Consider the following 13,006-nt stretch of genomic DNA (forward strand, 5'->3'; position numbering starts at 1 on the left):
CATAAGTATTGTGCATTTTAGAACATTATAATATACTGCACGTTTTCAGGCGATATTATAAAAAATCTATTTAACGATTAAAAACGAAAATGACAATTTGTCATTTGATTCATTATGACAGAATTTGAAGATATGAGTTTAGAGGAAATGATCAGCGACGGTTTTGACATTGTGGCTGAGGAAATCAATCTTTCCGACTTTGCAGAAACTGATAAGAATTCCGAACAGAAAATATTCCCGATACTTCCCGTAAGAAATATGGTTATGTTCCCGAATGTGGTGATTCCTATTACTGCTGGAAGAAAAACATCAATACAGCTTATTGAAGAAGCGCAAAAGAACGGGGATTTTATTGGAATTATAAGCCAGAAAAATTCTGATCTTGAACAGCCTACTGAGAAAGATATTTACACCACTGGTACCCTGGCAAAGATCATTAAGATCATCAAACTTCCTGAGGGTAATATCACAGCAATTACAAAAGGGTTCCACAGGTTCAAAATCAAAAAAATCACTGATAATCAGCCTTATTTCAAAGCTGAAATTTCAAAATTAAAGGATACAAAGCCTAAAAATGGAGAGGAATATGATGCCTTATTGGAAAACATTAAGGATCTGGCTTTAAAAATCATTGAACTTGACCCTAATATTCCTAATGCAGCAAATTTTGCCATCAAGAACATCAACAACAATGATGATCTTCTGAACTTCATCTGTACCAATGCAAGCTTCCCCTCTCTTGAAAAACAGAGATTACTAGAGGAAAGAAGCATGATGGAGAGAGCCAACAAATGCTATGAAATGATGCATGAGGACTTCAGAAAGCTTGAGCTTAGAAACCAAATTCATCAGAAAACCTCCAAGGATCTTGACAAGCAGCAAAGAGAATATTTTCTGAATCAGCAAATCAGAACCATCCAGGAAGAATTAGGCGGTGGTCCTGAGAGTGATGTGGAAGATCTTATTGCCAAAGCAAAAACAAAAAAATGGAGCAAGGAAGTAGAAGAACATTTCCAAAAGGAAATTGGCAGGCTACAGCGTCAAAATCCTAATTCTCCGGATTACAACGTACAGAGAAACTATCTGGATTTCTTTACAGACCTTCCATGGGACACCTATACCAAAGATATTTTCGATATTGCAAAAGCTGAAAAAGTATTAGATAAAGCGCACTTCGGACTGGAAGACATTAAAAAAAGAATCTTGGAGCACATGGCTGTTTTAAAACTAAAGAACAACATGAAATCTCCTATCTTATTGTTGGTAGGTCCTCCGGGAGTAGGTAAAACATCTTTAGGCAAATCTATTGCGGACTCTTTAGGCAGAAAATACGTGAGATTATCTCTGGGAGGACTTCATGATGAAAGTGAAATCCGCGGACACCGAAAAACATATATTGGTGCAATGGCCGGAAGAATCCTGCAGTCTATTAAAAAATCAGGAACCTCTAATCCGGTAATTGTTTTGGATGAAATTGATAAAATAGGACAGGGACTACACGGGGATCCAAGCTCCGCACTACTCGAAGTTCTTGATCCTGAACAAAATAAATCATTTTATGACAACTTCCTTGAAATGGGATACGATTTGTCAAGAGTAATGTTTATTGCGACAGCCAATTCTCTTTCAACCATTCAAACGCCTCTTTTGGATAGAACAGAAGTTATTCAAATTGCGGGATATACCCTTGAGGAAAAGATTGAAATTGCTAAAAGACACTTAATCAGGAAACAGCAAGAGGAAAATGGTTTGGATACGAAGTCATTCAAGCTTGGAAATCCTGAGCTTAAGCATATTATCGAAGCTCACACTTCGGAAAGCGGAGTGAGGTCTCTGGAGAAAAGGATTGCTTCCGTTGCAAGATGGGTAGCATTACAAACTGCTTTAGTAAAGGAATATGAGCCGAAAATATCTCTTGAAAAGGTAGATGAAATCCTTGGAGTTCCAAGACCAAAGAGCTTATCTGAAATTACAGGAGTTCCCGGCGTAGTAACAGGTTTAGCCTGGACAAGTGTAGGTGGGGATATTCTGTATATTGAAAGTATTTTAAGCAACGGAAAAGGAATGCTTACGATGACCGGAAATCTGGGAACCGTTATGAAAGAGTCTGCTACCATTGCCTTAGAATATATTAAAGCCAAGCATGACGAATTGGGGATTGCTCAGGAAGACCTGGATAAGAAAAACATTCACGTTCACGTTCCTGAAGGAGCAACTCCTAAAGACGGGCCATCAGCAGGTATCGCAATGCTTTCTTCTATGGTTTCTTCTTTTAAAAACAAAAAGATAAAACCTCACCTTGCCATGACTGGAGAAATTACTTTAAGAGGAAAAGTTCTTCCGGTAGGTGGAATCAAGGAAAAACTTCTTGCCGCAACCAGAGCCGGTGTAAAGGAAGTAATTCTTTGTGAGGCCAACAGAAAAGACGTAGAGGAGATCAAAAAAGACTACTTGAAGAACCTGAAAGTTCACTATGTAAACAGAATGGAGGAAGTCATTGACATCGCCATTGAAAAATAAGACAACTTATCAATATAACATATTAACTTCTCAATAAGGAAACACGTTCTGATCATTGGAACGTGTTTCTGTTTTTGTATATCAAAGCGTTCTTTTCTTCATCTGGTGGAATGAAATTTGATATGCAGAAAGAAAAAATCCACAATGATTGAATAAAAATTTCTTTAATTCAATGGGTTTTTCTTATTTTTATTCCATACTGCATATTTTAAATTATGAATTTTCTTAGATTACCTTTCCTTGTCAAGCTTACGCTCGTGGTTATTTCCATCATCGGCCTTGGTTATCTTTTGGCATTAGGACAGAGCATTTTAGCTCCGTTTTTTCTTGCTTTCCTAATGGCAATGCTATTTTTACCGGCAGCAACATTTATGGAGAGAAAACTAAGATTCCCAAGATCTATGTCAACAATGACCTCTGTTTTTATCATGTTGATGATTTTAAGCGGGTTAATTTATTTCTTCAGCTCACAATTATCAGACTTTAGTAAGGATCTTCCCCATCTCAGAGAGCAGTTTACCACGGTATTCAATGGATTTCAACACTGGATTTCGAAGACATTTAATGTAAAGGTGAATGAACAGGTGGATTATATCAACCAGGGTTTGAATAAACTTCTTTCTTCCTCAGGAGCAATTCTAGGCTTTACATTCGGAATATTTTCCACGGGATTTGGTTTTATTATATTCTTCACCATATTTTTCATCTTTATTTTAAATTACAGAAGACTTTTAAACAATTTTATTGTTACGGTTTTTAATGAAAGACACAAATCAAGTGTACGAGAAGCAGTGAATGAAATCCGTATTATGACCAAGAAATATATTTTCGGACTTTTTCTTCAGGTTATTATTGTATCCATTCTTACGTCAATCGTTCTTACTGTTTTAGGAGTAAAATATGCTATTCTTCTGGCTGTTTTAACAGGTTTGCTGAATGTTATTCCTTATTTGGGAATTTTTATCTCTTTAGTAATCTCGTGTTTCATTGCATTTGCTACCTCCAGCCCGTCAACTTGTATTTATGTAGCAATAGGCTATATTGCCGTACATGCCGTGGATGGAAATATTGTTCTGCCATTCGTTGTTGGTTCTAAAGTAAAAATCAATGCTTTATTTTCATTTGTGGGAATTCTTTTGGGTGAACATCTTTGGGGTATTGCAGGAATGTTTCTTTGCATTCCGGCCATTGCCATTATTAAGATTATCTGCGAAAGAGTGGAGGATCTGAGACCTTGGGGCAAATTGCTTGGCGAAGAAGAAAAACCCAATAAAAAGAAGAAAAGTTATAAAATTTCAAAGAATATTACCCTGAAAGAAATGGACTGATCATGAATCATAAGTAATGAGCAATAGGGCAATAAATGATTAAAACACTTATTCAGTTGAAATCATTATCATAAACTTTAAATAAAAAAAGACTGCCTTGAGATAAGACAGTCTTTTTTATTTTATTATTAAGGAAGAGCACAATAGGGACTCATTCCGTTTGGACAGGTTTCTGTGCAAAGAATATTAGATTGTATATCCGGACAATATCCATAATCTTGTCCACCTCCGGGATCTCCACCTAAACAAGGATCACCAGGGGGAATTTTACATGGGCAGCCTACAGGGCCAATATCGCATTTTCCAATACCTACTCCACCTTGAATTTCTCTTAAAGCCGTACGGTTTAATTTTTTGTGATTTTTCAACATACTATTATTAGTTTAATTTGTATTTCAAATATAAAAAAAATAAAATTACACAAAACTTAAAATTAGCCTACCATAAATAGAGTTTTATTCATCTTTAATTGAGAATAAATAATAAAGTCATATTTTTATTTTAAATTAGATATAAAATATTCAATTATGAAAGCCGTAAAACTCATCCTTTGCCTCTTATTTGGCATTTTGTTTATTAATGCAGGATTAGACAAGTTTTTCCATTACAACCCCACCCCGCAACTCACCGATGCCCAGATAAAAATCTATGCAGCCTTTGGAGAAATAGGCTGGCTACTCCCTTTAGTGGGAGCGGTAGAAGTAATTGGAGGTCTATTATTCATCTTTCCCAAAACAAGAACTTTAGCCGCCATCATTATACTTCCGGTATTAGTGGGAATTTTAATCCATAACTTATTCAGGGATCCATCTACTGTAGGCATTACAATTTCTACTGTATTGTTCATTATTAATATCTGGATGATTATTGACAATAAAGAGAAGTATAAAAATCTAGTGGGATAAAGGATATCACTTCCTATTCTACAACTATTTACACAAACGCACTAAACCCTGTAATCGATCGTCCCACGATGAGCGAATTGATTTCTTTTGTTCCTTCGTAAGAATAAATTGCTTCAGCATCTGCTACGAAACGGGCCACGTCATATTCCAGCAGAATACCATTACCTCCCATTACTTCTCTTGCTCTGGAAACAATATCTCTTGTTCTTAGGGTACAAAAAACCTTGGCCAGTGAAGCATGTTCGTCCTTTAAGATTCCCTCATCCTGCATTTCAGACAATCTGAAAACCATAGTCTGCATGGCCGTAAGATTGGATAACATTTCCACCAAATGCCCCTGAATCATTTGAAATGAAGCAATAGGCTTCCCGAACTGCTCTCTTGTTCTGGTATAAGCCAATGCACTTTCATAGGCACCTCTTGCACAACCCGTTGCCATCCAAGCTACTCCAGCTCTCGTCATTCGCAGTACTTTTCCTGTATCTTTAAATGAATTGGCATTCTGCAAGCGGTTTTCTTCTGTAATCAGGCAGTCTTTCAATGTAATTAATCCGTTCTGAACTATTCTGAGTGCCATTTTCCCCTTGATTTTTTCTACAGAATATCCGGGATTATCTTTTTCTACAATAAACCCCTTTACTTCTCCACTATCTAAATCTCTTGCCCATATAATAACAAGATCTGCAAAGGTTGCATTTCCAATCCATTTTTTTTGTCCATTCAAGACCCAGCCTTCGTCTGTTTTTTTGCAGGTTACCGTTAAACCTCCCGCAGCTCCGGAGCCAACTTCTGGTTCTGTTAATCCAAATGCTCCTATTTTTTCAAACTTCTGCATCTGTGGAAGCCATTTCTGTTTTTGCTCTTCTGAGCCACAAATGTATATGGATCCCATCGCCAATCCAGACTGTACCCCAAAAAAGGTAGCAATGGAAGCATCAATCCTCGCCATTTCCATAGCAATGACTCCCTCCATCAGGAAAGGCATCCCCGGACACCCATACCCTTCGTAAGTAACACCACAAATATCCAGTTTTTGAAATTTTGGAATTAATTCAAATGGAAATTCATCCCTTAGCCAATAATGATTCACCAAGGGTTTTACTTCTTTTTCCATAAAGGCTCTCACCTTAAGCTGAATTTCTCTCTGCTCAGGAGATAAGGTATGGTAGATGTCATAAAAATCTCCATCAATGGGAGGAAGTTCTTTCTTTTTCTTATCAGGATCAAGCATTTTCATAAGTCCTGAAAGCTGTTTATCATCTAATTTTGAAAAATTATGCATCAGTTTGGGCAGATCTACTTTTTTAGAGATGGTACTTAACTGATCAAAATCTATGGATGTAAACAGTCCTATTGCATTTCTGATTTTGGAAAAGGTATTTGACATAATGATATATTATAGTTTGGTTTGTAAAAAGATAAGCAAAAATTACTCCGAAACCAAGTCACCCACTATCACAGTATTTTACAAAATATTAATATTCAGCAAATTACAACAGAATATTTCCTTTACAAGCTTTTTACTTTTAATTTTCAAGCATTACAAAGGATCCTTCCAGAACTTTGACTCAAGCAAAACCACAAAAATCTTACGCTATGAAAACGACTTACATTAAATTATCATTATCTGCAGTTCTTCTATTAGGAATTTACTCATGTAAAAAAGGAGAAGCCAGCGCCAATGAACTTAGCAGTTATGCAGTTGCAGATTCTGCAGCAGTTACAGCATCAGACAGTGTTTCATCAGCTGCCAGCATGGAAGTAAAGGACAAACAGTTTATTAAAACTGCAGATGTCAATATGGATGTAAAAGATGTGTATAATGCGACCATTGCCATTGAAAAATCGGTTCAGGAATTTGGAGGTTTTGTTACCAAGAGCAATCTTCAAAGCAATGTTACTTCTGAAGACACCTACAACACTTCTGACACGGAAGCCATGCTTATTAAAAAATACAAGAGTGAAAACACAATACAGGTACGGGTACCTACTGAAAAGTTGGGAGAGTTTTTGATATCAATCAATACAAACAAGTTATTTCTCAACTCAAGAACCATTAACGCAGAAGATGTAACGGCTACTATTAAATATTCTGAACTTGAGGCAAAAAGAAACCAAAAAACTTCTGAAAGTATAGATAATATAAAGGCTAATAAAGACAAAGTAGCATTGGGAGATAAGAATATGTCCGAGGGAAACTTTCAAAAGCTAACCACAATGAACATGGCAGACAATCTGAAATACAGCACTGTCGATATCTACATCAAGGAGCCTAAATTACGTGTTGCAGAAATTGCGGTTACCAACACGAACAGCATTGACAATAAATACAGATACAATTTTATCTACGATGCGAAAGATGGCTTCGTGTATGGATTCTACCTGATTCAAAGAATCTTTGTTGCCCTTATTAACATCTGGCCGCTTTTATTAATTGCCGGCGGACTGATCTATTTTTTTAGAAAAAGAAAAGCCACAAGACCTGACCAACCTAAAACTCAGGAATAAAAACACACACCTAACCAACTGGTTATCATCATAATTTTAGATTTTACAACCTCCTGTTTATGGGAGGTTTTTATTTTTTTGAAAAAAACTGTAACGATTATCATACTGCCCTTACCTACTGTTTAAAGAAGAGAAAATCAAAAAAAATAAATAATATGAAAAATTTAGTAAAACTTGGGTTCGCAGCATTATTATCAATGAATTTCATGACTGTAGCAGCGCAGAATAAAAACACAGACAATGACAACAGCCTACTGTGGGAAATATCCGGAAATGGACTTTCTAAGCCATCTTATATTGCCGGAACATTTCATATCTTATGCAGCAAAGATTTTGATATAAAGCCTAAGGTTTGGAATGCACTTAACCAATCGGAGAATTTTGTTATGGAGATCAATTACACAGATCAAAACGAAATGGGTGCTATGCAAAAAATGATGTCTGCAGATAAAAAAATATCTGAACAACTAACTTCCGAGGAAACAAAAGAACTGAATAAAGTACTTTCCGACTATGGGACCGATTTGAAAAAAGTGAACAGCTATAGCCCACAAGCTCTTTACGCTCTTGTTGCGACAAAGGCAATCCCTTGCCCTCCGAATGAGGTAAAGATGTATGAAATTGAACTGCTTAAGACAGCTTTAGAAAACAAGAAAAGTATAAATGGCTTAGAAAAGGTTGATGATCAAGCCTATGCAATTGGGGAGGCATACAACCTGAAAGAAGTAATATCCCAACTGAAATTAGGTGATGAATATGCCATTGCATCAAAAAAAATGACTGAAGCCTTTAAAAATGAAAATTTAAAAAATCTGGATCAGCTTATTAAGGACCCAAAATTCATGAATGAAAAACAGGAAAAATTAATGCTGACTGACCGAAATACAAAATGGGCAGAAAAAATGCCCGAGATAATGAAGAAACAAAGTTCTTTCTTTGCCGTTGGAAGCGGCCATCTTTGGGGAAAGAATGGACTAATCAATCTTTTGCAAAAAAAAGGATACACCGTAAAACCGGTATCAAGCTTATAGCGATAACAAAACCATGAACCGATTGTGAGTAATCCAACTGAAACAACCTTTTTAAAGCTTGTCAACCAGCATAAAGGTATTTTATACAAAGCTTCCCGGATCTACGCGGACTCTATAGAGGATCGGGAGGATCTTCAGCAAGAAATCCTCATCCAGCTCTGGAAATCTTATCAGAATTTCAAAGGAAACAGTGAGTTTTCTACCTGGATGTACCGTGTTGCTATTAATACTGCTATCACTTATTTGAAAAAGGAAAAGCAAAGATCTGGCAATCAAACAGATCCTCCACATCATTTTGAGGTACAGCAGGAAGATTATAACCCAACAAAAGACAAGCAGTTAGAAGTTTTTTACAATGCTGTCCAAGAATTAAACGCGCTGGAGAAAGCTATCATATTTTATTTCATGGAAGGAATGTCACACAAAGAAATAGGAAACAACCTCGGCCTTAGTGAAGGCAATGCTCGTGTAAAACTGAACAGAACAAAAGAAAAAATACAACAAATCATAAAAAAATCAGGTTATGAACTTTGATCAATTAAAGGAACAGTGGAATAATGAAGACGGTAACGTCAATATTCCTGACAACATAGAACAATTAAAGGAAAGCAGACATCCTATAGAAAAAATCCAAAAGAACATGAAGAAAGAGTTTTCAATGCAGATTCTTGCCATCATTCTTATCGGATTCTTTCCTCTTCTGTTTGGATTTCCAACTTCACAATACATTATTTATTATATATCCTATACAATGATGGTCGTAATATCTTCCTATTATCTGTCTGGATTTTATAAATTCTACAAACAAACGGAACTTTATACAGGAAATACCAAGAACAGTCTTTGGAAAATCTATCATGAACTTAGATTAAATATGGAAAGGTATCAGTCATTTAGCTTTTTACTATTACCTCACTTCCTTATCACTATTGGATTATTTATCTATGATACTTTGGAACAGAAAGGACAGGATCTATCCGAACTTACCACCACCAATCAAGCCTCTTTAATAATTGTTGTTTTGATCGGGACACTTTTATTCGTGGTAAGTATAGTTTTATGGACAAAGTACATCTATGGACGCCATGCCAAGCAACTGGAAAACATATTAAACCAAATGGATGAATAACATTTAAAAGCATCTTTTACAGACATAAAAAATGAACCTCAGAGCATTTCTGAGGTTTTGTTTTTAAAAAATTGTTATTTATCATCTTCAAATTTATTTGAGGTTTTATTTTTCCTTAAATTTGCAGATCAGAAATAAAGCGTTATGGATTTCTAAAATTTTGATCCTAGCCATTATTTTCTGAATCATATAACCCTCTAAGCATGCTAGCAAAAATAAATCCTATACAAACCAATAGCTGGAAAGCCCTTGACGAACATTTCGCATCAACAGATCTTGACTTAAGAAGTCTCTTCCAGTATAACCCTAACCGTTTTGAAGAATTCTCTTTACAAAGGGACAATTTTCTTTTTGATTATTCTAAAAACCTAATCGATTCCAAAACAAAGGCTCTTTTATTACAATTGGCAGAAGAGTGTCAGTTAAAAGATGCTATTTCCAAAATGTTTTCCGGTGACAAAATCAATGAAACAGAGGGAAGAGCAGTGCTACATACTGCTTTGAGAGATTTTTCTGATCGTGAAATTCTTGTGGACGGAGAAAACATCAAGCCACAAATCAAAAGTGTTCTTGATCATATGAAATCATTTTCTGAAGAAATCATTTCAGGAAATCATAAAGGATTCAGCGGGAAAGAGATCACAGACGTGGTCAACATTGGAATCGGAGGTTCAGATTTAGGACCTGTAATGGTTTGTTCGGCTTTAAAGCATTTTAAAACAAGATTAAATGTTCACTTTGTTTCCAACGTGGACGGAAATCATATTGCAGAAGTTGTTAAAAACCTAAATCCTGAAACTACATTATTCATTATTGCTTCCAAGACGTTTACAACTCAGGAAACCATGACGAATGCAAATTCAGCAAAAGACTGGTTCCTTAAAGCTGGAAAACAGGAAGATGTAGCCAAACACTTTGTGGCTTTATCTACTAATATTGAAGCAGTTAAAGGCTTCGGAATCGCAGAAGAAAACATTTTCGAATTCTGGGACTGGGTTGGTGGAAGATACTCCCTTTGGAGTGCTATCGGGCTAAGTATCGTATTAGCAGTAGGATATGAAAATTTTGAACAACTGTTAAGAGGTGCCTTTGATACAGATCAACACTTCCAGACTGAAGACTTCTCTGAAAACGTTCCTGTACTAATGGGTCTTTTAGGAATTTGGTATCGTAATTTCTATGCTGCAACAAGCTATGCAATTCTTCCATACTCTCAATATTTAGACCGATTTGCAGCTTATCTTCAACAAGGAGATATGGAAAGCAACGGAAAATGTGTAGATAGAAATGGTGAATTTGTAGAATACGAAACAGGACCAATTATTTGGGGAGAACCAGGTACTAATGGACAACACGCCTTTTACCAACTAATTCATCAGGGTACAGAATTGATTCCTGCAGACTTTATTGCATATGCAAAAAGCTGTAATGAAGTTTCTGACCATCAGGATAAATTATTAGCCAACTTCTTTGCTCAGACTGAAGCACTTGCCTTTGGGAAATCTGAAGAAGAAGTTGAGGAAGAACTTACAAATGCAGGAAAATCTGATGAGGAAATCGACAGATTATTAAACTATAAAGTCTTCCACGGAAACACACCTACTAATTCAATGATATTCAAAGAATTAACCCCTTTTTCATTAGGACAGTTAATTGCTATGTATGAGCATAAAATCTTTGTTCAGGGCGTTATCTGGAATATCTTCAGTTTTGACCAATTTGGGGTGGAGCTAGGAAAGGTTTTAGCCAATAAAATCTTACCGGAACTTGAAAACAAGGAAGTGGTAAGCTCTCACGACAGCTCTACCAATGGATTGATTAATTACTATAAAGGAAACAAATAGCAGATGTCTGCATTAAGATCATATTATTATAAACTGCCACCCGGACTTCGTCTTTTAGGAAGAAAAATTTATTATTTTCCTATAGATCTGTATGAAGGACTTACCGGCAAAAGAGCTAAAAATGAACCTAAAAAGGGGGATATCTATGTGGGCAGCAGTGACTTTATCCCTCATGGGATTCGCCAGATGAACGTTCTGAAAAAATACGTCGCTCTTAAAAACACAGATCAAGTTCTGGATGTAGGATGCGGAATCGGGAGAACAGCCGTTGCCCTATCCGGATTCATAGATAAAGGAACCTATGACGGCTTTGATGCTGTGGAGAAAGGCATTAAGTGGTGCGACAAGCACATCCATCAAAAATATCCGAACTTCAATTTTAAGTTTACGCCTATTTATAATGACCTGTACAATACCTTCAGCCAAAAAGCTGAAAGCTTTACATTTCCTTATAATAATGCTCAATTTGACAAGGCATTTCTATTCTCAGTATTTACGCATATGCAAATCCCTGAGATCAAGCAGTATCTGAATGAAATCAGCAGGGTATTAAAAGGTAACGGACAATGTCTGGCTACTTTTTTTCTGTATGATGAATCTAAAACAGAAGGTGGCAACATGAGTTTCCCACATCTGTATGATGGATACAGGCTGATGGACGATAAGGTAACGGCTGCAAATATTGCCGTAAGCATTCCGCTACTGAACCAAATGGCTCATGATGCAGGCTTGAAAGTAGCCACCATACAAGGAGGATTCTGGAGAAATGATGTAGAAAAAGAAAACGCCGACGAGTTTCAGGATATTGTTGTATTCGAAAAAATCTAAATCTAAATAAAAGTAAAAAAAGTAAAAATGGCAGAAATTCTTGACGGACTTAAAGTATCCAAGGAAATAAAGGCAGAGATCAAGGTTGAAGTGGAAAAAATCCTTGCAAACAAAAGAAGAGCACCGCATTTGGTGGCTATTCTTGTGGGAAATAATGGAGCTAGCAAGGCCTATGTAAATGCTAAGGTAAAAGATTGTGAGGAAGTAGGATTTCAATCCAGCTTAATTAAATTCCCAAGCACTGTTTCTGAATCTGAATTATTGGAGAAAATTGACGAACTAAACAAATCTAAATCTGTAGATGGATTTATTGTTCAGTTGCCTCTACCGGATCAGGTTGATCAGGAAAAAATTATTAATGCTATTGATCCAAGAAAAGACGTGGATGGTTTCCACCCTGAAAACTTCGGAAAAATGGCATTAGAAATGGACACATTCTTACCAGCTACTCCTTTTGGAATCTTAACATTATTGGAAAGATATAATATTGAGACGAAAGGAAAAGACTGTGTAATTATTGGAAGAAGTAAAATTGTAGGAAGACCAATGAGTATCCTAATGGGAAGAAAAGATTTCCCTGGAAACTCTACCGTAACTCTTACCCACTCTTACACTAAAGACATCGAAGAATATACTAAAAAAGCCGACATTGTGATTACTGCTTTAGGAGATCCTCACTTTTTGAAAGGTGAAATGATCAAGGAAGGCGCTGTAATTGTTGATGTGGGTATTACAAGAGTAGATAATGATTCTCCAAAAGGATATTACCTTGCTGGTGACGTAGATTTTGATAGCTGCGCAGCAAAGGCAAGCTGGATTACACCGGTTCCCGGAGGAGTAGGCCCAATGACAAGAGCAATGTTGATGAAAAACACCATTATTGCTTATAAAACTTCGGTCTATAACGACTAAT

Annotated in this window: 12 protein-coding genes; 10 read left to right on the top strand and 2 right to left on the bottom strand. The window is 36.3% G+C overall.

From position 1 onward, the window contains the following. Positions 1–114 precede the first annotated feature (114 nt). A complete protein-coding gene (gene lon, locus SCA31_RS15860; protein WP_410697923.1) occupies positions 115–2,520 on the top strand; it encodes an endopeptidase La in 2,406 nt (801 codons plus the stop codon). A 215-nt stretch (positions 2,521–2,735) separates the two neighbouring features. Next, entirely contained in the window at positions 2,736–3,848 is a 1,113-nt protein-coding gene (locus tag SCA31_RS15865; RefSeq protein ID WP_410697924.1) for an AI-2E family transporter, read from the top strand. 128 nt (positions 3,849–3,976) lie between these two features. Here SCA31_RS15865 and SCA31_RS15870 read toward each other — a convergent pair whose 3' ends face one another. After that, on the bottom strand, positions 3,977–4,219 hold the full coding sequence (locus tag SCA31_RS15870) for a hypothetical protein (protein WP_410697925.1): 243 nt from the start codon (positions 4,217–4,219) through the stop codon (positions 3,977–3,979). Between the two features lie 156 nt (positions 4,220–4,375). Between SCA31_RS15870 and SCA31_RS15875 the strand changes: the two genes are divergently transcribed. Next, positions 4,376–4,753 carry a DoxX family protein gene (locus SCA31_RS15875; RefSeq protein ID WP_410697926.1) on the top strand — a complete coding sequence of 126 codons (378 nt, stop codon included), beginning with the start codon at positions 4,376–4,378 and terminating at the stop codon, positions 4,751–4,753. A gap of 28 nt (positions 4,754–4,781) precedes the next feature. Here SCA31_RS15875 and SCA31_RS15880 read toward each other — a convergent pair whose 3' ends face one another. After that, the gene (locus SCA31_RS15880; RefSeq protein ID WP_410697927.1) at positions 4,782–6,140 is read right to left on the bottom strand and encodes an acyl-CoA dehydrogenase family protein; all 1,359 of its coding nucleotides are present in this window, start codon (positions 6,138–6,140) and stop codon (positions 4,782–4,784) included. Between the two features lie 209 nt (positions 6,141–6,349). On the opposite strand from SCA31_RS15880, the gene SCA31_RS15885 reads away from it, so the two are divergent. From SCA31_RS15885 to SCA31_RS15915, 7 genes are all read left to right on the top strand, one after another. Further along, positions 6,350–7,261 carry a DUF4349 domain-containing protein gene (locus tag SCA31_RS15885; RefSeq protein ID WP_410697929.1) on the top strand — a complete coding sequence of 304 codons (912 nt, stop codon included), beginning with the start codon at positions 6,350–6,352 and terminating at the stop codon, positions 7,259–7,261. 155 nt (positions 7,262–7,416) lie between these two features. After that, on the top strand, positions 7,417–8,292 hold the full coding sequence (locus SCA31_RS15890; RefSeq protein ID WP_410697931.1) for a TraB/GumN family protein: 876 nt from the start codon (positions 7,417–7,419) through the stop codon (positions 8,290–8,292). Between the two features lie 24 nt (positions 8,293–8,316). Then, entirely contained in the window at positions 8,317–8,826 is a 510-nt protein-coding gene (locus SCA31_RS15895; protein ID WP_410697932.1) for an RNA polymerase sigma factor, read from the top strand. Next, entirely contained in the window at positions 8,816–9,421 is a 606-nt protein-coding gene (locus SCA31_RS15900) for a hypothetical protein (RefSeq protein WP_410697933.1), read from the top strand. Before SCA31_RS15895 ends, SCA31_RS15900 begins: the two co-directional genes overlap by 11 nt. Positions 9,422–9,624: 203 nt before the next feature. Next, positions 9,625–11,265, top strand: a complete 1,641-nt coding sequence (gene pgi, locus SCA31_RS15905) for a glucose-6-phosphate isomerase (protein WP_410697934.1) — start codon at positions 9,625–9,627, stop codon at positions 11,263–11,265. A 3-nt stretch (positions 11,266–11,268) separates the two neighbouring features. Beyond that, positions 11,269–12,093 (top strand): class I SAM-dependent methyltransferase, encoded by an 825-nt coding sequence (locus SCA31_RS15910; RefSeq protein ID WP_410697935.1) that lies wholly within the window; start codon positions 11,269–11,271, stop codon positions 12,091–12,093. A gap of 27 nt (positions 12,094–12,120) precedes the next feature. After that, positions 12,121–13,005, top strand: coding sequence for a bifunctional 5,10-methylenetetrahydrofolate dehydrogenase/5,10-methenyltetrahydrofolate cyclohydrolase (locus SCA31_RS15915; protein WP_410697936.1), 885 nt, complete (start codon positions 12,121–12,123; stop codon positions 13,003–13,005). Position 13,006 lies beyond the last annotated feature (1 nt).

Source organism: Chryseobacterium sp. SIMBA_028 (genome assembly GCF_046535285.1).
In the GTDB taxonomy this organism is placed as follows: domain Bacteria; phylum Bacteroidota; class Bacteroidia; order Flavobacteriales; family Weeksellaceae; genus Chryseobacterium.